At 62.9% G+C, this 21,761-nt stretch carries 22 protein-coding genes; 12 read left to right on the top strand and 10 right to left on the bottom strand.

What is annotated here, in order from left to right:
• Window positions 1–24 precede the first annotated feature (24 nt).
• Window positions 25–345 carry an ArsR/SmtB family transcription factor gene (locus ACMGE0_RS05810; protein ID WP_436814909.1) on the top strand — a complete coding sequence of 107 codons (321 nt, stop codon included), beginning with the start codon at window positions 25–27 and terminating at the stop codon, window positions 343–345.
• 105 nt (window positions 346–450) lie between these two features.
• Here the strand turns inward: ACMGE0_RS05810 and ACMGE0_RS05815 are convergent, their stop codons facing one another.
• Window positions 451–672 carry a hypothetical protein gene (locus ACMGE0_RS05815; protein WP_436814910.1) on the bottom strand — a complete coding sequence of 74 codons (222 nt, stop codon included), beginning with the start codon at window positions 670–672 and terminating at the stop codon, window positions 451–453.
• Between the two features lie 103 nt (window positions 673–775).
• Between ACMGE0_RS05815 and ACMGE0_RS05820 the strand changes: the two genes are divergently transcribed.
• On the top strand, window positions 776–1,642 hold the full coding sequence (locus ACMGE0_RS05820) for a LysR family transcriptional regulator (RefSeq protein ID WP_436814911.1): 867 nt from the start codon (window positions 776–778) through the stop codon (window positions 1,640–1,642).
• Window positions 1,643–1,784: 142 nt separating this feature from the next.
• Window positions 1,785–3,110 (top strand): omega-aminotransferase AptA, encoded by a 1,326-nt coding sequence (gene aptA / locus ACMGE0_RS05825; protein ID WP_436814912.1) that lies wholly within the window; start codon window positions 1,785–1,787, stop codon window positions 3,108–3,110.
• Between the two features lie 710 nt (window positions 3,111–3,820).
• Here the strand turns inward: aptA and ACMGE0_RS05830 are convergent.
• Window positions 3,821–4,660 carry an alpha/beta fold hydrolase gene (locus ACMGE0_RS05830; protein ID WP_436814913.1) on the bottom strand — a complete coding sequence of 280 codons (840 nt, stop codon included), beginning with the start codon at window positions 4,658–4,660 and terminating at the stop codon, window positions 3,821–3,823.
• A 283-nt stretch (window positions 4,661–4,943) separates the two neighbouring features.
• Here ACMGE0_RS05830 and ACMGE0_RS05835 point away from each other — a divergent pair, with 283 nt between their 5' ends.
• Together ACMGE0_RS05835 and ACMGE0_RS05840 are read left to right on the top strand one after the other, a co-directional pair.
• On the top strand, window positions 4,944–5,384 hold the full coding sequence (locus tag ACMGE0_RS05835) for a MarR family winged helix-turn-helix transcriptional regulator (RefSeq protein WP_436814914.1): 441 nt from the start codon (window positions 4,944–4,946) through the stop codon (window positions 5,382–5,384).
• Between the two features lie 301 nt (window positions 5,385–5,685).
• The gene (locus tag ACMGE0_RS05840; RefSeq protein WP_436814915.1) at window positions 5,686–6,792 is read left to right on the top strand and encodes a branched-chain amino acid ABC transporter substrate-binding protein; all 1,107 of its coding nucleotides are present in this window, start codon (window positions 5,686–5,688) and stop codon (window positions 6,790–6,792) included.
• Between the two features lie 83 nt (window positions 6,793–6,875).
• Here ACMGE0_RS05840 and ACMGE0_RS05845 read toward each other — a convergent pair whose 3' ends face one another.
• Entirely contained in the window at window positions 6,876–7,304 is a 429-nt protein-coding gene (locus ACMGE0_RS05845; RefSeq protein ID WP_436814916.1) for a hypothetical protein, read from the bottom strand.
• A 69-nt stretch (window positions 7,305–7,373) separates the two neighbouring features.
• Here ACMGE0_RS05845 and ACMGE0_RS05850 point away from each other — a divergent pair, with 69 nt between their 5' ends.
• The 4 genes from ACMGE0_RS05850 to ACMGE0_RS05865 all read left to right on the top strand — a co-directional run bounded on the left by ACMGE0_RS05850 (window position 7,374) and on the right by ACMGE0_RS05865 (window position 10,299).
• Window positions 7,374–8,012: a TetR/AcrR family transcriptional regulator C-terminal domain-containing protein gene (locus ACMGE0_RS05850; RefSeq protein ID WP_436814917.1), complete on the top strand. Its 639-nt coding sequence runs from the start codon at window positions 7,374–7,376 to the stop codon at window positions 8,010–8,012.
• An 84-nt stretch (window positions 8,013–8,096) separates the two neighbouring features.
• Entirely contained in the window at window positions 8,097–9,791 is a 1,695-nt protein-coding gene (gene ade / locus ACMGE0_RS05855) for an adenine deaminase (RefSeq protein ID WP_436814918.1), read from the top strand.
• Window positions 9,792–9,847: 56 nt separating this feature from the next.
• Window positions 9,848–10,048, top strand: coding sequence for a hypothetical protein (locus ACMGE0_RS05860; protein ID WP_436814919.1), 201 nt, complete (start codon window positions 9,848–9,850; stop codon window positions 10,046–10,048).
• A gap of 53 nt (window positions 10,049–10,101) precedes the next feature.
• Window positions 10,102–10,299, top strand: coding sequence for a ParE family toxin-like protein (locus ACMGE0_RS05865; protein ID WP_436815073.1), 198 nt, complete (start codon window positions 10,102–10,104; stop codon window positions 10,297–10,299).
• A gap of 67 nt (window positions 10,300–10,366) precedes the next feature.
• Here the strand turns inward: ACMGE0_RS05865 and bglA are convergent, their stop codons facing one another.
• A complete protein-coding gene (bglA, locus tag ACMGE0_RS05870; protein ID WP_436814920.1) occupies window positions 10,367–12,016 on the bottom strand; it encodes a beta-galactosidase BglA in 1,650 nt (549 codons plus the stop codon).
• Between the two features lie 144 nt (window positions 12,017–12,160).
• Between bglA and ACMGE0_RS05875 the strand changes: the two genes are divergently transcribed.
• The gene (locus ACMGE0_RS05875) at window positions 12,161–13,072 is read left to right on the top strand and encodes a sugar kinase (RefSeq protein ID WP_436814921.1); all 912 of its coding nucleotides are present in this window, start codon (window positions 12,161–12,163) and stop codon (window positions 13,070–13,072) included.
• A 32-nt stretch (window positions 13,073–13,104) separates the two neighbouring features.
• Here ACMGE0_RS05875 and ACMGE0_RS05880 read toward each other — a convergent pair whose 3' ends face one another.
• Window positions 13,105–13,533: a type II toxin-antitoxin system VapC family toxin gene (locus ACMGE0_RS05880; RefSeq protein ID WP_436814922.1), complete on the bottom strand. Its 429-nt coding sequence runs from the start codon at window positions 13,531–13,533 to the stop codon at window positions 13,105–13,107.
• Window positions 13,533–13,778, bottom strand: coding sequence for a type II toxin-antitoxin system VapB family antitoxin (locus ACMGE0_RS05885; protein WP_436814923.1), 246 nt, complete (start codon window positions 13,776–13,778; stop codon window positions 13,533–13,535). Before ACMGE0_RS05885 ends, ACMGE0_RS05880 begins: the two co-directional genes overlap by 1 nt.
• Window positions 13,779–13,984: 206 nt before the next feature.
• On the opposite strand from ACMGE0_RS05885, the gene ACMGE0_RS05890 reads away from it, so the two are divergent.
• Window positions 13,985–15,046, top strand: a complete 1,062-nt coding sequence (locus ACMGE0_RS05890; RefSeq protein WP_436814924.1) for a glycosyltransferase family 4 protein — start codon at window positions 13,985–13,987, stop codon at window positions 15,044–15,046.
• A 243-nt stretch (window positions 15,047–15,289) separates the two neighbouring features.
• Here ACMGE0_RS05890 and der read toward each other — a convergent pair whose 3' ends face one another.
• Both der and ACMGE0_RS05900 read right to left on the bottom strand, forming a co-directional pair.
• A complete protein-coding gene (gene der / locus ACMGE0_RS05895) occupies window positions 15,290–16,720 on the bottom strand; it encodes a ribosome biogenesis GTPase Der (protein WP_436814925.1) in 1,431 nt (476 codons plus the stop codon).
• Between the two features lie 30 nt (window positions 16,721–16,750).
• Complete coding sequence (locus ACMGE0_RS05900; protein WP_436814926.1) at window positions 16,751–17,422, bottom strand: tetratricopeptide repeat protein; 672 nt, start codon at window positions 17,420–17,422, stop codon at window positions 16,751–16,753.
• Window positions 17,423–17,653: 231 nt separating this feature from the next.
• Here ACMGE0_RS05900 and ACMGE0_RS05905 point away from each other — a divergent pair, with 231 nt between their 5' ends.
• A complete protein-coding gene (locus tag ACMGE0_RS05905; protein ID WP_436814927.1) occupies window positions 17,654–18,652 on the top strand; it encodes a polysaccharide deacetylase family protein in 999 nt (332 codons plus the stop codon).
• A 390-nt stretch (window positions 18,653–19,042) separates the two neighbouring features.
• Here the strand turns inward: ACMGE0_RS05905 and sbmA are convergent, their stop codons facing one another.
• Together sbmA and ACMGE0_RS05915 are read right to left on the bottom strand one after the other, a co-directional pair.
• Window positions 19,043–20,314 carry a peptide antibiotic transporter SbmA gene (gene sbmA / locus ACMGE0_RS05910; protein ID WP_436815074.1) on the bottom strand — a complete coding sequence of 424 codons (1,272 nt, stop codon included), beginning with the start codon at window positions 20,312–20,314 and terminating at the stop codon, window positions 19,043–19,045.
• Window positions 20,315–20,459: 145 nt separating this feature from the next.
• Complete coding sequence (locus ACMGE0_RS05915; protein WP_436814928.1) at window positions 20,460–21,635, bottom strand: YbfB/YjiJ family MFS transporter; 1,176 nt, start codon at window positions 21,633–21,635, stop codon at window positions 20,460–20,462.
• Window positions 21,636–21,761: the final 126 nt, after the last annotated feature.

Consider the following 21,761-nt stretch of genomic DNA (forward strand, 5'->3'; position numbering starts at 1 on the left):
GGAGTACAGGGGGAACTGTAGTCGATGGACACGATGGCATTATCCGAGCATTCCACCGCAGCGGCGAGCTTGCTGTCTGCGATGGCCAATCCTAAACGGTTGATGATTCTATGTTGCCTGGTGAAGGGCGAGGTTGCCGTCGGCGCGCTCGCGTCCCAGGTCGGCCTCAGCCAGTCTGCTCTTTCACAGCATCTTTCCAAGCTGCGCGCCCAGAAGCTGGTTAAGACCCGCCGCGACGCCCAGACCATCTATTATTCCAGCTCGTCGGAGTCGGTCCTGAAGGTCCTGGAGACGCTGGAAGAGATTTATTGCGCGCCGGCTCAGAAGAAATCCGCTGCTGCTTGATGCTTGAGGATGACAGCGCTGACATGACGTCTCCGCCGATCGCGGCCGTGTATTCGTAAACGGTCCAATCCCTGTCTTCGGGTCGCCGAAGGCGGGGTTTTCTTGTCATGGCTGCCGGCAGTTTCCTGCCGCTTGGTCCCGCTTGATGCGCGGGCGCCGTTGTGGCGGCGAAAGATCGTCGTCCGTCGCCGGACAGACATCCCTGCGCAGATGATCGTTCTTGCGACTGATGATCGTCAGCAGCGCCTGTCGCTCCATCCGTTTCCGTTCATGGTTGCGCCAGGCTGCGGCGATCGCCGATGCGGCACGCGTGATGATCGAAGTCATGGCCTTCTTCCCGCAAGAAAACAGGCCTATCATCAGCCGCCGTAGACATCGCACAAATGAATAGTTACGATGCCAGCCATTAGCGAAATCGATTTCTGGTCCTATGGCGCTCCCTCTCGAAAGCGATCTTCTGCGAAGCTTTCTCGTCGTTGCGGAAACCCGCAACGTCACCAAGGCCGCCATGAAGCTCGGCCGCACCCAGTCGGCGGTCAGCATGCAGGTGAAGCGCCTGGAGGACATCGTCGGAAGGCCCCTTTTCGAGCGCGGCCCGCGCGGCGTCTATCTCACCGAGGAAGGGCTTCGCCTGGAGCCCCATGCGCGACGCATCGTCGGTCTGGTGGACGAGACGACGGCTCTCATGCAGGCGACACCGCTCGACGGCACGCTGCGGATCGGCATTCCGGAGGAATACAGCCAGACCGTCCTTCCGCGTGCTCTTGCGGCTTTTGCCGAAAGGCACCCGGCGACGGAAGTCACCGTGGAATGCGGCTACACGTCCCAGCAGCTCCAGGCGCTCGAAAGCGGCGAGCTCGATCTTGCGATCATCTTCGACTGGAACAACGACAAGTCCGGAGAGGTCCTGGCGATAGACCCCACCGTCTGGGTCGCCTCGACCGCCCATGAGGCCCATCTGCAGCGGCCCGTGCCGATCGCCGTCTACCGCCGGTCGGACTGGTGCCGCGAATTCGCGATCCGCTCCCTGGAACGGCACGCGATCGACTACCGGATCGCCTTCACCTGCGAGACGAGCGGCGCGCTCCGGTCGGCGGTCTCCGCCGGTCTCGGCGTCGCGCCGCTGTCGCGCAGCAGCATTCCCGCCGGTTGCCGGGAGCTGACGCAGGACGACGGCTTTCCGCCGGTGGATTTCTCTCGGGTGCTCCTGAAGCGGAAGGCCTATCGGTCCCGTCCGGCTGTCGATGCCTTGGCGGAAACGATCAAGAAGGCCTTCGTCCCGCTTGGATGGCCGTGAGCCTGCGGGGACCCTCTCCGCCCAAAGGCAGTTGACGCCCCCATTCCCCCTGATAATTTGACCATGCAGTCAAAAAACCGGCGCAAAGCCGCCGATCGGAAATGGCCCTCGAACCTGCTCGGGATGGCCGGTGGAGAACAGCATGTCCAATCGCCTCAGCACGCCCAACGACCTTCGCGCTTTCTGGATGCCGTTCACGGCAAATCGCCAGTTCAAGAAGGAGCCCCGTCTCTTCGTCAGTGCGAAGGACATGCACTACACGACCCATGACGGCCGCCAGGTGCTCGATGCGACCGCCGGCCTCTGGTGCGTGAATGCCGGCCACTGCCGTCCGAAGATCACCGAGGCGATCCGCGAACAGGCGGGCGAGCTCGATTATGCGCCCGCCTTCCAGCTCGGCCATCCGAAAGCCTTCGAGCTTGCCAACCGTCTCGTCGATATCGCGCCGGAAGGCCTGAACCACGTGCTCTACACCAATTCCGGCTCGGAATCGGTCGAAACGGCGCTGAAGGTGGCGCTCGCCTACCATCGCGCCAAGGGCAACGGTTCCCGCTTCCGCCTGATCGGCCGCGAGCGCGGCTATCACGGCGTCAATTTCGGCGGCATCTCCGTCGGCGGCATCGTCGCCAACCGGAAGATGTTCGGCACGCTGCTCACCGGCGTCGACCATATGCCGCACACCCATATCCCCGGCAAGAACGCCTTCACGAAGGGCGAGCCGGAACATGGCGGCGATCTTGCGGCCGAGCTGGAGCGCATCGTCACGCTGCATGACGCCTCGACCATCGCCGCCGTCATCGTCGAACCGGTCGCGGGCTCGACCGGCGTGCTCATCCCGCCGAAGGGCTATCTGCAGAAGCTCCGTGAAATCTGCACGAAGCACGGCATCCTGCTGATCTTCGACGAGGTCATCACCGGCTTCGGCCGCTTGGGCGCGCCCTTCGCCGCCCAGTATTTCGACGTGAAGCCCGACATCATCACCACCGCCAAGGGCCTGACCAACGGCGTGATCCCGATGGGCGCGGTTCTGGTGACCTCGGAAATCCACGACGCGTTCATGAACGGTCCTGAACATCTGATCGAGTTCTTCCACGGCTATACCTATTCGGGCAATCCGATCGCGTCCGCCGCCGGTCTTGCGACGCTCGAAACCTACAGGGAGGAAGGCCTATTCGAGCGGGCGAAGGAAATCGCTCCCTATTGGGAGGAAGGGCTGCATTCGCTGAAGGGCCTGCCCAATGTCATCGACATCCGCAATATCGGCCTGATCGGCGCGATCGAGCTCGATCCGATCGCCGGCGAGCCGACCAAACGCGCCTTCACCGCCTTCCTGAAGGCCTATGAAAACGGCCTCCTGATCCGCACGACGGGCGACATCATCGCCATGTCGCCGCCGCTGATCGTCGAAAAACACCATATCGACGAGATCTTCGGCAAGCTGCGGGATATCCTGAAGAGCGGCATCTGACGCATCACGTCGATCGGCATGAAATATACAGGCGGAGAGTTTGATCTCCGCCTTCTGCATTCAGTTTTCTATTGGAAATAAGGTTCGGGCGGGAAATAAACTTTCGCGGGCTGGTGGTAGACCGTATTCTTTCGCGGCGTCGGCACTTTATTGTGAAAATTCCGGATCGCGGCTCGCCTGACATGTTCGTCCGCCGCCTTGTCACCAGTCGATCTGGTCATCACGACGCGGCTCAACTCCCCTTTGCCATTGGTGTGCAAATCCACCATAGCTCCTCGCGGCGTGCAACTCGCCAAAATGACGGCCGCCGAAACAACCGCTATCAACACTCGCATCGTTGCCCGCCCCCGGCTCGCATAACCCATGTCGCTATAATCGAGACCGAAAGCACGCGAAAGATGCAGGGCATACGACTTCGGCGTTTTCTTTTCTTGTCCGATGACGCGATTTCACCGGCTCATCGGAAAGGTCTGGGAGTGACTTTATCCGCTTGCGTGGATATCGCCATGTTTCCTCTCGCCGCCGCAAGCCTGCCGATCGTCCCCTCCTTCGTGACCAATGTCTGGCAATTGGCTGCCGGCCCAGGCGTCGGCACGGTCCTGCGGCGGTTCTGGCCGATGATGCTCGCCATCCTGCTCGGAACCATCGCCGGTTCGTCGCTGCTCGCTGTGAGGCCCGCCGCGCTGCGGCGAGCCCCTCGCCTTTCGAGCTCAACCCTTGAAGAAAGCGAGCAGGTCGGCGTTGACGATATCCGCGTGGGTGGTCGCCATGCCGTGCGGCAGGCCTTCATAGACCTTCAGCGTGCCGTTCTTCAAAAGCTTGATCGCCAGCAGCGCCGAGTCGGCGATTGGCACGATCTGGTCGTCGTCGCCATGCATGACCAGCACCGGCACGTCGATCTTCTTCAGGTCTTCGGTGAAATCGGTTTCCGAAAACGCCTTGATGCAATCGTAATGGGCCTTGGTGCCGCCCATCATGCCCTGCCGCCACCAGTTCTGGATCACGCCTTCGGAGACCTGCGCCCCGGGGCGGTTGTAGCCGTAGAACGGGCCGGCCGGGACATCGCGGAAAAACTGCGCGCGATTGGCGGCAAGGGCTGCGCGGAAGCCGTCGAAGACCTCGATCGGCAGGCCGCCCGGATTGCTTTCCGTCTTCACCATGATCGGCGGCACGGCACCGAGCAGGACGGCTTTCGAAACGCGGCCGCCGCCGCCATACTGGGCCACATAGCGCGCCACCTCGCCGCCGCCCGTCGAATGCCCGACATGGATAGCGTTCCTGAGATCGAGATGCCCGGCGAGTTCCGCGACGTCGGCGGCATAGGTGTCCATCTCGTTGCCGGTCTCGGTCTGGCTGGAACGGCCATGGCCGCGGCGGTCATGGGCGATCACCCGAAAGCCCTGATGCAGGAAGAACAGCATCTGGGCGTCCCAGTCGTCGGAGCTCAGAGGCCAGCCGTGATGGAAGACGATCGCCTGGGCATCCTGAGGACCCCAGTCCTTGTAGAAGATCTGCGTGCCGTCCTTGGTGGTGATGAAGTTGCTGCTCATGATCTTTGTCCTTCTTGAAAGCTATCTTCGAATGATTGCGACGTGAATGGACTGCGCGGCTGCGTACCGGTCGGAAGAGGCCGCGCCAGGCATTCATGCTAGCGGTGCATGTCGTTCTGATGAACCGCACCTTTTGGGGTATCGCGATTTTCATACCTCGATATTAATTATTGCGATAATCAAAATCTAGCGGAGCTTTCGATACCTGTCTACAAGAATCTTTATCGCGATATCATTTTTTGTGGTATGGATACGGCCGACCGCGATCACCTGGAGAAATTCCGTGTCCGAACACGTTCCCTACCCGCTTGACGATCAGCTCTGCTTTTCGCTTTATGAAACGAACATCGCCATCAACCGCCTGTACAAGCCGATGCTGGACGAGATGGGCATCACCTATCCGCAATATCTGGTCCTGAGCACGCTCGCCGAGAACGACGGCATCACCATCGGCGCCATCGCCGACCGGCTCTCGCTGGAATCGAGCACGATCACCCCCCCGGTCAAACGGCTGGAGCAGGCAGGCCTGGTGGAGCGCCGCCGCAGCAAGACGGACGAGCGCCAGGTTCACGTCCGGCTCACCGGCGCCGGCCGTGCCTTGCTCGAGAAGAGCAGGTGCCTGGGCGACATGCTGATTGAACGATCGGGCATGAGCAGCCGGGAATTCCAGGCTTTCAACCGCCAGGTCCAGGCCTTCCGAGACGCATTGGAGCGCAGCGCCTAGCGTCCTGCGGCCACGCAGCCGGCCTCTCCGATTTCGCAAAAACCGCCTGCGTCCGCGATTCGCCTCCTGATTTTTTCGGGAAGCCGCCAAAAATCGAGCCCGTTTTGTTATCTTCTTGCGGAATCTCGGACAAATTCCTACAGAATTGTCAGCCGATCGTCGAAAGCCAAACATGGCTCGGCTCGGCATCGACCGCATCGCCTTCCGTCATTGGCACAGGATGCCGAGCGGCATCGGAGACGGCAGGCAGAGAATGCGGCGTTGACCGCGGGCGGCAACGCCCCACCCAAGGAGAACCGACATGAACCTCAAGACGCTCTTGGGGGCGACTGCCCTCGCTTCCCTCACCTTCGCGCCGCTCGCCCATGCCGAGATCGTCATCGGCTTGATCGCGCCGCTCACCGGCCCCGTCGCAGCCTACGGCGATCAGGTCCGCAACGGCGCCGAGACCGCCATCGCGGAGATCAACAAGAACGGCGGCATTCTGGGCGAGCAGGTCGTCCTCAAGGCCGCCGATGACGCCGCCGAACCGAAGCAGGGCGTTTCCGCCGCCAACCAGATCGTCGGCGAAGGCATCCGCTTCGTGGTCGGTCCGGTGACCTCGGGCGTCGCGATGCCGGCCTCCGACGTCCTGGCCGAAAACGGCGTTCTGATGGTCACCCCGACCGCCACCACGCCGGACCTCACCACGCGCGGCCTCACCAACGTGCTGCGCACCTGCGGCCGCGACGACCAGCAGGCCGTGGTCGCCGCCAACTACGTGCTGCAGAACCTCAAGGACAAGCGCGTCGCCATCATCAACGACAAGGGCGCCTACGGCAAAGGCCTGGCGGATGCCTTCAAGGCGGCCCTCAATGCCGGCGGCGTCAAAGAGGTGATCGACGATGCCGTCACCCCGGGCGACAAGGATTTCAGCGCGCTCACCACCCGCCTGAAGTCGGAAAACGTCGAGGTCGTCTATTTCGGCGGCTATCACCCGGAAGGCGGCCTGCTCGCCCGCCAGCTCTCCGATCTCGGCGTCAAGGCGACGATCATCGGCGGCGACGGCCTGTCGAACAGCGAGTTCTGGAATATCGGCACGAATGCCGCAGCCGGAACCGTCTTCACCAACGCCTCCGACGCGACGAAGACCCCCGACTCCAAGGCTGCGGCCGAAGCGCTCGCCGCAAGGAACATCCCGGCGGAAGCCTTCACGCTGAACGCCTATGCCGCCGTCGAGGTCATCAAGGCCGGCATCGAGAAGGCCGGCAGCGCCGATGACACCGAAGCGGTCGCCGCCGCCATCAAGTCCGGAGAGCCTATCAAGACCTCGATCGGCGAGCTCACCTATGGCGAAACCGGCGACCTCACCTCGCCCGCCTTCTCGCTCTTCAAGTGGGAAGACGGCAAGATCGTCGCCGCCGAGTGACATCGATCGGGCGCCTCTCGCGGGAGGCCCCGGGTTACGAAAAACGGAACAGCGACAATGAACCCGAGACCGCCCGTACGAGGTTACGGGCGGTTTTGTTTTGCCGGCATGTCCGTTTTCCCTCCCCCCAGGCGCTCCCTGGCAAGCTCTATGGCCGTCGCCTCGCTATCGGCGAACAGGATACCGATCCCCATCGCCGAGGAAACATTCTCGATCGTCTTCCGGATCGGCAGGGCCACGCCGGAGGCCCGCCCGATCAGGATCATGCCGGCGCACAGACGCGCCATCTCGCCCTTGTAAGCCTTGAACATCCTGGCGCGTTCCCTGCGGTCTTCCGGCGTCGTTTCGGCAAGATCGGACGGCCGCGGCATTCTCTCCGCGATGAGGACAAAGCGCTCTTCCCGTGCCAGCAGCTCCAGAAACAGCTTGCGGTCGGCATCATCGTCATGGTCGTCATCGTGGTCGTGTTCCCGCATCCAGATGATTGGGAAATTCTGTGCATCCAGCCGCATGAAGCCCTCCAATTTAACATTGTTAAATAACTTAACACTGTTAAATTAAGGCGGCAAGGAGGATTCGCCGTGAACCTGGACCGTCAACGCATCACCGATGCTGCCCTCGATCTGCTCGATCGTACAGGCCTCGAAGGTCTGACGATGCGCAAGCTCGCCGATGCGCTCGAAGTGCAGGCCCCCGCCCTCTACTGGTATTTCCCCGGCAAGCAGGCGCTGCTCGACGAAATGGCGGAAGCCCTGGTCGCCGGCATTCCCGGCAGGATCACCGTCTCCGGCGACTGCCGGGAGGTGATGATCGACATCGCCACCGAACTGCGCCTGGCGCTTCTCTCGAGGCGGGATGGCGCACGCGTCTTCGCGGGAACGTTCGTGGCTCGCCCGAATGTGCTTCAGGTGGCGGAAATTGCCCTGGCGGCGTTTTCGCACGCCGGGTTCAGCACCAGAACGGCCGCACGAGCGATCGCTTCGCTTTTTTATTTCGTTCTGGGCTTCGTCATCGAGGAACAGGCGCTTGTCGAACAGTCACGCGGCACCGGCGGTACCCATCCGATGGAGGAGAAGTTCAAGGCGTTCTCTGCCGCAGACTATCCTCACCTCGCCGCAGCCCTTCCCGATCTTCTGGAAACCGACCAGAACGCCCGCTTCGTCTTCGGCGTCGATCTCATTCTGACCGGGCTTTTGAACGGAGGCACGCGAAACCGTTGAAGCGGTGGAAGGTCGGCGCGGAATGGCACCTTTGCCTCCCCGAAGCCGCCCGCTAGAATGCCGAAAACGGAATCGGAGCCTGCCATGACCACCCGCCTCGAAACGCTTATCGATCAGGGCACCGGCCGCGAACCGGCCGATATCGTGCTGAAGGGCGGAACGTTCTTCGATCTCGTGACCGGCGAGCTCGTCGCTTCCGATATCGCGATTTCGGGCGACCGCATAGTCGGCACCTGCGGCACGTACAAGGGCAAAACCGAGATCGACATATCCGGAAAGATCGTCGTTCCCGGCTTCATCGACACCCATCTGCATATAGAGAGCTCGCTCGTCACGCCGCATGAATTCGACCGCTGCGTGCTTCCCTACGGCGTGACGACGGCGATCTGCGATCCGCACGAGATCGCCAACGTCATCGGCACCGAGGGCATACAATTCTTCCTCGATTCCTCGCTCGAAACCATCATGGATATCCGCGTGCAGCTCTCCTCCTGCGTCCCGGCGACGCATCTGGAAACGGCCGGCGCCGATCTGGCCGTCGAAAAGCTCCTGCCCTTCCGCGACCATCCGAAAGTCATCGGGCTCGCCGAATTCATGAATTTCCCGGGCGTCATCCACAAGGACCCGGTCTGCCTCGCCAAGCTCGACGCCTTCTACGGCGATCATATAGACGGCCACGCGCCGCTTCTGCGCGGGGTCGACCTGAACGGCTATCTTTCGGCCGGCATCCGCACCGAGCACGAAAGCACCACCGCCGAGGAAGCGCTCGAAAAGATCCGCAAGGGCATGCACATCCTGGTGCGCGAAGGCTCCGTCTCGAAGGATCTGCACGCCCTGATGCCGATCATCACCGAGCGGCTGTCGCCGTTCCTCGCGCTCTGCACCGACGACCGCAACCCGCTCGACATCGCCGAACAGGGCCATCTCGATTATATGATCCGCACCGCCATCGCCAATGGCGTCGAGCCGCTCGCCATCTATCGGGCAGCTTCGATTTCCGCGGCGCGCGCCTTCGGGCTTCGCGACCGCGGCCTCGTGGCGCCCGGCTGGCGGGCCGATCTTGCCGTCATCGACAGTCTCGAAAACTGCAGGGCGGAGATCGTCCTTTCCGCCGGCCGCAGGGTCACCGACGAACTCTTCGCCACCCGCAAGCCGGTCGCTCCGGTCGGTCTCGACAGCGTCAAGGCGCGCAAGGTGGAGGCCGCCCATTTCGGCGTACCGGCGACCGAAGCCGAAACGCCGGTGATCGGCGTCCTGCCGGGCAAGATCATCACCGAGCACCGCCGCTATCGCCTGCCCGCCTCCGGCAATCAGACCGGCATCGACATTTCCCGTGACATCATCAAGGTCGCGGTGATCGAAAGGCATGGCAGGAACGGCAATCACGCCAACGGTTTCGTGCAGGGCTTCGGGCTGACGAAAGGCGCGATCGCCTCGACCGTCGGGCACGACAGCCACAATATCTGCGTCGTCGGCGTCGACGAGGACGACATGGCGCTCGCCGCCAACCGGCTCGGCGAAATCCACGGCGGCTTCGTGGTGGTGGAAGGCGGCAGGGTCACCGGCGAGATCGCGCTCCCCGTCGCCGGCCTCATGAGCCTCGAACCTTATGAGGTGGTCCGCGACACGCTGCACCACCTGAGAAAAGCGGCTCAAGCCCTTGGCACGACTCTCGAAGAGCCTTTCCTGCAGGTCGCCTTCCTGCCGCTGCCGGTCATCCCGCACCTGAAGATTTCCGACAAGGGAATGGTGGATGTCGACCGGTTCGCGCTGATCTGACCGACTTTGCAAATGCTCCGCGAAAGACTATTTTCCGTGCAAACGAGGCGCCCGAGATGACCAGACTCGAACAGATCGAAAAATCCGTCGCCGAACTCGATCCGAAGGAGCTCGAAGCCTTTTCGGCATGGTTCGAAGAGTTTCAGGCCGAACGGTGGGACCGGCAAATTGAGGCCGACGCTTCCGCCGGTAAACTGGATGCCCTGGCCGATAAGGCTTTGGCAGAATTCCGTGCCGGAAAGACGCGGCCGCTTTGAAACATCACGCGGCATCCACCTTCTGGGAAGCCTATAATCGGCTGCCAAAGCAGGTGCAAAGGCTTGCTGACGAGAACTTCGAACTTCTCAAACGAGATCCGAAACACCCTTCCCTGCGCTTCAAGCGCATCGGGCGATTTTGGTCCGCAAGAGTTGGAAAGTCCTGGAGAGCATTGGCCATCCAGGACGGAGAGGACTTCGTGTGGTTCTGGATCGGCTCGCATGCCGGGTACGACAAGCTGATCGGCTGACCGGCTATTTCCGGTAGCTCTCGGCCTTCATCCAGCCTTCCGGAGGCTCGTCGCCTTCCGAACCTGATCACACCCTCGCACAGAACACGTCGAGCGCGCCGAGCCTCACGACGCCTTTTTCGAGCCGCGACTCGAAACCCGGCAGCGAGACCGGCAGGCAATCTCCGAGCCGCCTCGGCAGGGTGAAATCCTGCGGCTCCCGGGTGAGGTTGAAGACGAAGAACAGCCTTTCGCCACCCTTTTCCCGCACGAAGGCGAGCAGGTCCTGGTTAGTGTCGAGAAACGTCATGTCGCCGTCGATCAGCGGCGGATGCGCCTTGCGGAAGGAAAGCGTCGCCCGGTAATGGTTGAGCACCGAATCCTTCAGCCCCTCCTGCGCGTCGACGGCGCGGGCGGCATGCTCGCGCGGCACCGGCAGCCAGGTCTTGGCGCCGGTCGTGAAGCCCGCATGCGGCGCCGCCGCTTCCCATGCCATCGGCGTGCGGCACCCGTCGCGGCCCTTGAAGGCCGGCCAGAAGCGGATGCCGTAAGGGTCCCGCAGGTCCTCGTAAGCCAGCTCCGCCTCCGTCAGGCCGAGTTCCTCGCCCTGGTAGAGGCAGATGGAACCGCGCAGCACCGAGATCAGCGTGATCGAGAGTTTCGCAACCCGGTCCTGCTCTCGCGCGTCCTTGGTGAAGCGGGTGACGTGCCGCACCACGTCGTGGTTGGAAAAAGCCCAGCAGACCCAGCCGTTGGTCACTGTCTCCGCCACCGTCGTCATCACCTTGCGGATATAGGCCGCATCGAAGGCGGGACCTAGGAAATCGAACGTGTAGCACATGTGCAGCTTGTCGTTGCCGGTCGTGTAGAGCGCCAGGGTCGACAGCGATCGCGGTCCGTCGCCCACCTCGCCCACAGTCGCGCGGGACTCGTAGCTGTCGAGCAGCGCACGCAGCCGCTTCAGGAAGCCGATATTCTCCGGCTGCGTCTTGTCGTAGAGGTGGTTCTGCATCGAATAGGGATTGGTATCCGTCTCCATGCCCGCGCCGTCGGTGTCGTAGACCATCGGCGGGTTGTTCCTGAGCTGCTTGTCGTGGAAATAGTAGTTGACGGTATCGAGCCGGAAGCCGTCGACGCCCCGCTCCAGCCAGAATTTCACCGTGTCCAGCACGGCCTCCTGGACCTCCGGGTTGTGGAAGTTCAAGTCCGGCTGCGAAATCAGGAAATTGTGCATGTAGTATTGCTTGCGCACGCCGTCCCATTCCCAGCCCGGCCCGCCGAAGATCGAAAGCCAGTTGGTCGGCACGGTGCCGTCCGGCTTGGGATTGGCCCAGACATACCAGTCGGCCTTGGGATTGGTGCGGCTGGAGCGGCTTTCCACGAACCACGGATGCCGGTCCGACGTATGGCTGATCACCTGGTCGATGATCACCTTCAGCCCCAGCCTGTGGGCCTCGGTCATCATCTCGTCGAAATCGGCGAGCGTCCCGAACATCGGATCGACATTGCAGTAATCGGAAACGTCATAGCCCATGTCGGCCATCGGCGAAGTGAAAAAGGGCGAGAGCCAGATCGCGTCGACGCCGAGCGAGGCGACATGCGGCAGGCGCCGGGTGATGCCCTTGATGTCGCCGAGCCCGTCGCCGGTCGTGTCCTGAAAGGAGCGCGGGTAGATCTGGTAGATCACCGCGCCGCGCCACCAGTTCTGATCGACTGCCTCTGCCGCTTCCGTCGCCATATGTCCTTTCTCCTTTCTTGAATGTTCCAGCCCAACCTAGAGCCGTCCCCGCAAAAGACAACGCAAAAGCAGAGGCTTGCTCCTGCTCTTGCCATGAGCGGAACTTCGGCCTATGCGACTTTCGAAGAGCACCGGAGGAACGGAATGGGCGGACGGCTTCTTTCGATCGGCGAATGCATGGTGGAACTGTCGCAGGCGGGCGAAGGCCTGCTGCGCAAGGGTTTTGCCGGCGACACGTTCAACACGGCCTGGTATGCGCGCGCCTGCCTGCCCGCCGAATGGTCGGTGGATTATTGCACGGCGCTCGGCGACGATCCGCTCTCGTCCGAAATGCTGGCGATGATGAAGGATGCCGGCATCGGCACGGGCTTCATCCGCCGCATCGAGGGCAGAACGCCCGGCCTCTACTTGATCACCTTGAAGAACGGCGAGCGCACCTTCAGCTACTGGCGCGATACGGCCGCGGCGAAGAAACTCGCCGATGACGCCGACCATCTACGCGGCGCGATCGAAGCCGTCGACATCGTCTATTTCTCCGGCATCACGCTCGGCATCCTCGACCGGCAAGCGGTCGAGACGCTGCTTGCCGAACTGCGCCGCGCCAAGGCGGCGGGAAAACAGGTCGCCTTCGACCCGAACATCCGCCCCCGTCTCTGGCCGAACAGGGACTATATGCTGGAGACGATCGAGGCCGGCGCCCGCGCCGCCAATCTCGTCCTGCCGAGCTTCGACGACGAAACCACCCATTTCGGCGATGTCACGGTCGGCGACACGATTTCCCGCTACCGTGCGCTCGGCGTGGAGAATGTCGTGGTGAAGAACGGCGCGGAAGGCGTCACTTTGAGCTTCGGCGGCGCGACCGCGCATGTCCCGGCAGTCAGGACCGCGCAGCTCGTCGATACGACCAGCGCCGGCGACAGTTTCAACGGCGCCTTCCTGTCGCGGCTGGTGCGCGGCGCAACGCCGGCGGAAGCCGCGGCCTATGGCGCCGCGGTCGCCTCCGTCGTCATCGGCCACCACGGCGCGCTGATCAGCCCGGCGTTGCTGCCGGGGTGAAGTGCGGATCGGCCAAGCCGGGGAGGCATCCCTCACGCCATATCGGTGTGAATGAAATCCTCGCCCTTGTAGGCGATTTTTTGCCCGATACTTGCGGCGCAAGCGTAAGTGAAGCAATCGCCGAGGTTAAGCTTCGCCTTATGCCCGATGATTTTTCCATAGCGACCGGCGACCTCGCGAGCGGCAATTCCGATTTCCGATGTGATCGCAACATCTGCCGCAGACAGTGCCTTTATGAATTCATCGACGGCAGCACCCGCGTCCTTGAGCATTTCAGGCGTCGGTCTGGCATCTTTACGCAGCATTTCCGCTTTGGCCCGCGCGAGCGATAGCGTGGCCTCCATCCTCACAAGAGGCGAGACGTAGAAGGGCCCATCCGTCTCGCCGAGCCGCGTCATCAGCTCTTCGGCATCCTCCTCCGGCTTCAGGATCGCTACGATTACCGATGCATCCAGAAACATCAAAGATCGTCCCAAAGCTCGTCGGTGAACGCCTTCTGGTCGAACCCTGGATTGGACGGACCAATGGCATCGGCCATCGCTCGCGCCTTCGCCAGCCGCTCTTTCACCGGCACTTTGGCTCTCGCCCGCTCCAGCTCATGCCGCAGGGCGAGCCGCAATGCTTCGGTCTTCGTCGGCATTTTCAAGAGCTGCTGCAATTCGAGCGTCATTTCGGCGATTTCATCGTCGCGAACAAAAAGAGGCATAAGATATCTCCTTCGGGCAAAAGAGATATCACGCACACTGTTTTTGGACAACCACGGCACTAAATGGGCTACCCGATCGGGCCCCCATTCAATCGGCGGAGCCCCGCCCCTTCATCCTCCTGTAACAATGCTTTACGATAGAAGGCCGAAACGTGTCCGTAAGCGCCGAGTCGCTCCGCGGACCGGCAACCGGGTCCGGCCAATCCATGACCAGAATCACCATCGTGACGGATGCCTGGTATCCTCAAGTGAACGGCGTCGTGCGCTCCATCGAGAACACCAACCGGGAACTCGCCCTGATGGGCGTCGAGGTGATGATGGTCACCCCGCAGGATTTCACCAACGTCCCTTGCCCCACCTACCCGGAAATCCGCCTCTCGGTCGCGACCTATCGCCAGGTCGCCGGCGCGATCGAGGCCTCGCAGCCGACCGCCGTGCACATCGCGACCGAAGGCCCGCTCGGCATTCTCGCGCGCCGCTGGTGCCTCAAGAACCACGTCCCTTTCTCGACCAGCTATCACACCCGCTTTCCGGAATATGTGGCGGCGCGCTTCCCGATTCCGCTGCGCTGGCTGCATGCCTTCGTGCGCTGGTTCCACAACGCCGGCAACGGCTGCATGGTGGCGACCGCGAGCCTTGAGCGCGAGCTTTCGAAGCTCGGCATCAAGAACCTGCTCCGCTGGAGCCGCGGCATCGACCAGACCGTCTTCCACCCCATGGAGCTCGACGAGCGCCCGTTCGACCTGCCGCGGCCGATCTTCATGACGGTCGGGCGCGTGGCGGTGGAAAAGAACCTGCCGGCCTTTCTGGATCTCGACCTGCCGGGCTCCAAGGTCGTGGTCGGCGACGGTCCGGAGCGCGCCGATCTGCAGAAGCGCTATCCGAACGTCCTCTTCACCGGCATGAAGACCGGCGAGGATCTCGCCCGCGCCTATGCCCAGGCCGATGTCTTCGTCTTTCCGTCGAAGACCGATACGTTCGGCAACACGATCCTGGAGGCGCTCGCAAGCGGCGTCCCGGTCGCGGCCTATCCGGTCACCGGACCGATCGACATCATCGAGGACGGGTCCGGCGCCGGCGCGCTGAACGAGGACCTGCGCGAGGCCTGCCTTGCGGCGCTGAAATGCCCGCGCGAGAACGCCCGCAAGCTCGCCCGCAACTTCACCTGGGAAGCGGCGTCGAAGCAGTTCCTGAACAACGTGCTGATCGCCCAGGGGCGCCGGCCGATGCTGCCCCGGCCGCGCAATACGAAACCTTCGACGGCCTGAGAGGCATCGGGAATATCAGCGAAAATTCCGGCAGATAGAACTCGGCCTTTAGCCGATCTTGCGGTCGCGCCACACGAAAAACGCGATGCTGCCGATTGCAAGACAGACGGATGCCAGAAGTCCGGCGATGATCATGAATATCTCCTCCCACGCGCGAACTCCCGACCGCGCGATAATGTCGCAGTCGAGCATGTGGAGGAGAGAAAAGCAAGCCTACCTAACGAATTCGACGAAGCACTGCCTCTACCGCTTCTTCTTCCGTCCCTCGAACGGGTTCTCGCCGGCCTTGAAATGCACGCGGATCGGCACGCCCGGCATCTGGAAATCGGCGCGCAGCCCGTTCACCAGATAGCGCACATAGCTCTCCGGCAGCGCGTCCGGCCTCGTGCAGGAGATCATGAAGGCCGGTGGGCGGGCCTTCACCTGCGTCATGTATTTGAGCCTGACGCGGCGGCCCGAAACGGCCGGCGGCGGATGCTGCACCTGCACGCCGTCGAGCCAGCGGTTGAGCTTGGCCGTCGAGATGCGCTTGTTCCACACGCGGTCGGTGTCGATGATGTTCTGCATCAGCTTGTCGAGCCCGTAGCCCGTCTGGCCGGAGATCGGCACGGCGCGGATGCCGCGCGCCTGCGGCAGGAGCCGCTCGGTCTTTTCGCGAAGATCGGCAAGCACCGCCTGCGGTTCCTCGACCAGATCCCACTTGTTGAAGGCGAGCACCGCCGCCCGGCCTTCGCGCAAGACCAGGTCGACGATCTGCAGGTCCTGCTTCTCGAACGGGATCGTCGCGTCGAAGACGATCACCACCGTCTCGGCGAAGCGGATGGCGCGTAGCGCATCGGCGACGGAGAGCTTTTCGAGCTTCTCCTGAACCTTCGCCTTGCGGCGCATGCCGGCCGTATCGAACATTTTTATGGTGCGGCCGCGCCAGTCCCATTCGACCGAGATGGAATCGCGGGTGATGCCGGCTTCCGGCCCGGTCAGCAGCCGGTCCTCGCCGAGAAAGCGGTTGATCAGCGTCGACTTGCCGGCATTCGGGCGCCCGACGATCGCGACGCGCAGCGGCTTCGTTTCGTCATAGGCGGACTCGGCCTCCTCTTCCTCCGCCTCGCCCTCCGCGAGATGTTCCGAAACGTCGACATTCGTCTCCGCCTCCTCGTCCGGCTCCGGAAAGGCCATGTCCTCGCCGATCGCTTCCACGATCGCGTCGCGGAGATCGAGCATGCCCTCGCCGTGTTCGGCGGAGATCGGCACCGGTTCGCCCAAGCCAAGCGTGAAGGCATCGTAGAAGCCGGCGTCGGAGCCGCGCGCTTCCGATTTGTTGGCGACCAGCACCACCGGCTTGCCGCTGCGGCGCAGGAGTTCCCCGAACGTCTTGTCGAGCGGAGTGAGGCCGGATTTGGCGTCGATCACGAAGAGCGTCAGGTCGGCATCCGCGATCGCCGCTTCCGTCTGCGCCCGCATGCGGCCTTCGAGCGTCTCGGGGCCTGCCTCTTCGAGACCGGCGGTGTCGATGATGCGGAATTTCAGATCCAGGAGCCTGGCATCGCCCGGCCGGCGGTCGCGGGTCACCCCCGGCGTGTCGTCGACAAGCGCCAGCTTCTTCCCGACCAGGCGGTTGAAAAGCGTGGACTTGCCGACATTCGGGCGTCCGACGATGGCGACGGTGAAGCTCATTCTGTTTCCTTAAATCCCGCCGGCAGCGAGTCAGGGCGCCTTGCCGGACGCGGTAATGTTGTCGAGCATGATCTGCGCGCGGTTGGCGATGTTGCGGGGGGCTGCGGCGTCGCTGGCGATCTGCTCGAACCACTGCTTGGCCTGGGCCATGTTACCGGCCTTGTAGGCGGCAAGCCCCAGCGCCTCGCGCGCGGAATTGGCAAGCGGATTGCCCTGGTTGGTCATGGCCTGCACTTCCGCCGCCACCTGCTCGTAGGTTCCGGTATCGATCAGCAGCCAGGCGGCGCGCATCTTGGCGAGATCGCGCATGGCCTGCGGGGCGCTCGTGTCGTTGCCGGCGGCCTGGAAGCCGGCGATCGCCGCCGCCGTGTCGCCCTTGGCCTGCTGCACCGAGGCGGCGCGCAGCCTGGCGAGCAGGGGGTAGGAGCTGGTACCGTCCTTTTCGAGCGCTTCGAAGGCGGCGAGCGCCTCGTCCGGCTTGTTCTCGGAGGCGAGCCTGAGCGCCGCCAGGAACCTGTCGCCCGAGCTGGAGGAATTGCTGTCGTCCCACCATTCGTAGCCTTCCTTGGCGACCGCACCGCCGACGATCAGCACGACGATCCCGATGATCAGCGGCCGGAAACGTTTCCACGCGTATTTCACCTGGTCGGAACGGAGTTCCTCGTTCACCTCGCGGATAAAACTGTCGTCGTTGTTCGCCATCAAAGTCTCCGGCCCGGGCGGCCCATTCTCGCAAGGCCCATTCTCGTAAGGCCTATTCTCCTAAGGAAAGCGCCTTCTAGCCTATTTTCCGGGAGATGTAAGGCCCCTCGCGCAAAACTGAGAGGCTTGTTAACGGGCGGAATGTAGGAATCGGGATTTCCGCTTCTTCAAAGCTTCGCCTTATTCGCCCATCACAACACCGGCTTCCTTTTTCGTGATTCAGGTTCCTTGATGCGTCCGCTTGCCCTTTTCGGCCCACTGGCCCTCGCCTTCTGTCTTTCGCTTGCTCCCATCGCGGCGGATGCCGCCGACAAACCGAAGCAGCTGGTGATGATCTCCTTCGACGGAGCGGGTGCCAACCATCTCTGGCAGCGCAGCAGGGATACCGCAAAGCGCGTCAACGCCCATTTCACCTATTTCCTTTCCTGCACGCTGGTGATCGAGCGGAAGAACGCCAAGAGCTATCAGGGGCCGCACCAGAAGCCAGGCAGGTCCAACATCGGTTTCGCGAGAGACGCGGAGGAAGCGCGCGAAAGGCTCGGCCATATCTGGCAGGCGCATCTCGAAGGACACGACATTTCCAGCCATACGTGCGGCCATTTCGACGGCAAGGAGTGGACTGCCGCCGATTGGACCGCCGAGTTCGACACCTTCCATGACGTGCTGACCGATGCCTGGAAGACGGTCGGCGCGGAGGCGCAGGAGCCCGCCGGCTGGAAGGATTTCGTGGCGAGCGATATCCGCGGCTTCCGGGCGCCCTATTTCTCGACGAGCCCCGGCATGGTCGAGGCGGAGAAGAAGGCCGGCATGCTCTACGACGCAAGCCTCGTCACCAGGGGACCCGCCATGCCGGAGGAGAAGAACGGCCTGATGCGCTTCGGCCTGCCGCTCATTCCGGAAGGCCCGTCCAACCGGCCGATCATCGGCATGGACTACAATCTCTTCGTCCGCCATTCGGCCGGCCTGGACAATCCGAGCCGATCGGCGGAATTCGAGGAGCGCGCTTACACAGCTTTCAGGGCGGCCTTCGACCGGCAATACGAAGGTGGCCGCATTCCCCTCCAGCTCGGCTTCCACTTCGTCGAGATGAACGGCGGCGCCTACTGGCGGGCAATGGAGCGGCTGGTGACGGAGGTCTGCGGCAGGCAAGACGTCGCCTGCGTCAGCTATTCGGAAGCCGTGGCGATGCTGAAGGATCGGGCGAAGGGCGGGGAGACGTCGGGATTATAGCCGTCCCATCCCTCCCGGCCTATCGGGAGGGGATAAACCTCGGCCGTCCAAAAAATTCCCGCTCCACTTCTCAACCAGTTAGCCCCTCCATCTTCCCCGCTTCATCCCCGCCCTTGGGACTTGCGCGATAATCGGCCGGTCATCGGATGGGAAACCGGGTTCGCGAACCGGCCTCCTCATCTGGCTCGAAGGGTCCGGTTTCCGGTGATGGTCGTGACAAGCGGTCGACGAGGGCCTGGAAATCCTCTGAAGATCACGGACGCGATCGGGGCAGGCGGAAAGCCTGAATACCCAATACCATTGAAATGCCCCGCCTGCCCTCCTCCCAAAAGCAAAACCGCGCCGGAGTGACGATCCGGCGCGGCCGAAGGTGCTTGTTTTGAAGACGGATCAGTACGGCCGGTCGGCCGCGAGCTCCCCGCCCTGCGCCTCGCGCTCCAGATAATGCTGGTCGATCTCCGGCAGCGGTTCATCGTAGATCACCGCTTCGAAGGCCTTGAGGCGCTTGTAGATCGACATCAGCTCGACGATCGTCGTCCAGGAATTGATGAGATACTGGAACGACGTGCGCACCTGATCGAAGACATTGCCGACCTGGGTAAAGACGCCCAGCGTAACCTTCCCGGCGGCGATGGACGGGATCAGCACGAGAAGGCTGTAGAGGTCATCCGCGCGGAGATAGAAGAAGCGGGCGATATTGAAATAGAGATAGTGGAAATAGAGCCGGAAGTAGTTTTTCCGCACGTTGGCGAAAAGCTCCGCCACGGTCGCCGGCTGGGCGCGATCCTCGTGGTCTTCGCCATAGACGAGCTCTTTACGATAGGCTGCCTCGACGCGCTGGTTGCGGAATTCGAGGCCGGGCAGCTTGATGCCGACGAGCGCCAGGAAAAGGGTACCGAACAGCGACCACAGGACCGCCGCCCAGACCAGCGCGTGCGGGATTTCGCCGATAAGCGGCAGTTCGGTAATCGTATTCGAGAAGGAAAACAGCACCGGCATGAAGGCGATCAGCGTCATAATGGCCCTGACGAAGCCCACGCCCAGACCTTCGACGGTCAGGGAAAAGCGCATCGTATCTTCTTGCACGCGCTGCGACGCGCCCTCGATGTGGCGCAGCCTGGACCAGTTCGCCATGTAGAAGTCGTTCATCGCCGTGCGCCACCGAAAGATGTAATGGCTGACAAAGAAGAGGTTCAACACGCTGACGGTAATGGAAACGAAGGCGATACCGGTGATACCCAGAAGCCCGGTGTAAAGCTGCTCTGCGGTCACCGGCGCGGTTTTCGCAAGCGCCTGCTGAACCAGGTCGTAGTAAGGACCGTACCAGGCATTGAACGCCACACTCACCTGCACGGAAAAATACGTAACGAATACGATCAGTGCGCTTCCCAGCACCGACCAGTATTGCCAGCGGTGAGGAGCGTACCAAAACCAAAAGGCAGCAAAGATCGCAGTGGCCGCCGCGTAATACAAGTAGAACCAAAGAAACGGCCCCGACCAGAAAAGCGAGACGTCCACGTTGGCATTTGCGTCGGCAGGACGCAGACCGATGGCTGGACCGATTGCGTTTCCACCTGCATACCAGAATCCTATGGCCACGATGGCCCAGAGAAACGCTGAAATGAAGAATAGTTTCGGTCGGGGGAAGAAGGAGTGGAACACGGAGCTTTTGCTTTCCTGAGTTCGAGATCTCTGAAGGTCGGGAACGACTGTAGAGCGCGAAACTAAGGCAGTTCCAAGGGGGCGGCAATGGCCGCATTTCATTGTTACGCAATTGTAACCGTGGGTTTATCCCGCAGTAACGAAGTCAGCCCGGCTGGCGCGCGACCGGCAGCGCGAGCAGGACGCAGACGACGAGCGCGGCGGCCGCGAGCACCGTCGGCAGCGTGAAGCTGCCGCTCCCCTCGGCCACCCGGCCCGCCACCAGCGGACCGATGATCTGGCCGGTGCCGAAGGCAGCGGTCATCGAGGCGAGCGCCCGGCGCGGGCTTTCCGGCGAAAGCATCCGGCCGATCTGCAGCCCGTAGGCGGTGACGACCATGAAGGTGGCGCCGAGCAGCAGCCCGCCGGCAAGCGCGCCGGCGGTCGGCGGCAGCACGACCGAGCCCAGCACGCCCGCCGCCTCGACCAGGAGCGCGGCGATATAGGTTTTGCCGAGCCCGAACCGCTTGACCGACGGCCGCCAGAGGATGAGCGAGACGGCCGCCGCCGTTCCCGTCAGGAACCAGGCGAGGAATTCCACGATCGCTCCTGCCGAGCCCATCCGGGCGATGGCGACGAGGAAAGTCGCGGTGATCACGTAGCCGAAGCCGAAAAGCCCGTAGGAGAGGGTCAGCAGCACGAGCGGCATTCGCCATCGAAGCGGCGGCTCCGCGGCCGAGCCGGTGCCGAATGTCGGCCGCGGCAGGAGCCAGGCCACGGCGGCAAGCACGACGAGCACGAGCGCCGCGCCGGCAAGCCAGTTCAGCCGCCAGCCATGCGCGCCGTCGCCGGCGATCGCGTTGACGCTAAGCACCAGCGCCGAGGAGAGCGCGATCCCCGCCCCGACGCCGCCGAAATGCAGCGCGCTCACATTGTCCCGGCCGACCGCATAGGGCAGCACGATCGACGAGGTGAAGATCATGGCGAACGCGCTCGCGACGCCCGCCAGGAAGCGGATCACGGTGAAGGCGAAGACGGATGTCGTCCCCGCCATGGCGGCAAGCAGGATCGCGGTCGCGAGGAGCCCGCCGAGCGCCACCTGCCGCTCGCGCGCCGCCGCCCAGCCATAGGCCGAGAGGATGGCGCCGGCGAGATAGCCGGCGAAATTGCCGGCGGCGATCGTGCCCGCATCGGCCGCCGAAAGCGGAATGCCGCTCATCATGCCCGGCAGGATCGGCGTGTAGAAGAAGCGCCCGAAGCCCATCGCGGCGGCCATGGCGATCGCGCCGGCAAAACCGATCAGCAGGGGGCGGCTGGAATAGTCGGTGTTCATCTGCAGCATGAAGCGGTTATCGCAGCCCCGGGAGCGGCCGGCAAATGAGGATTTGTCATTGCTGCAATGAATGCCGCTGATGATCCGGCGTCCTGTTCACGCTGCTTCACGCAGGTGCCGCGACGATTTGATGCG

Source organism: Neorhizobium descurainiae, assembly GCF_051400715.1.
Lineage (GTDB): Bacteria > Pseudomonadota > Alphaproteobacteria > Rhizobiales > Rhizobiaceae > Neorhizobium.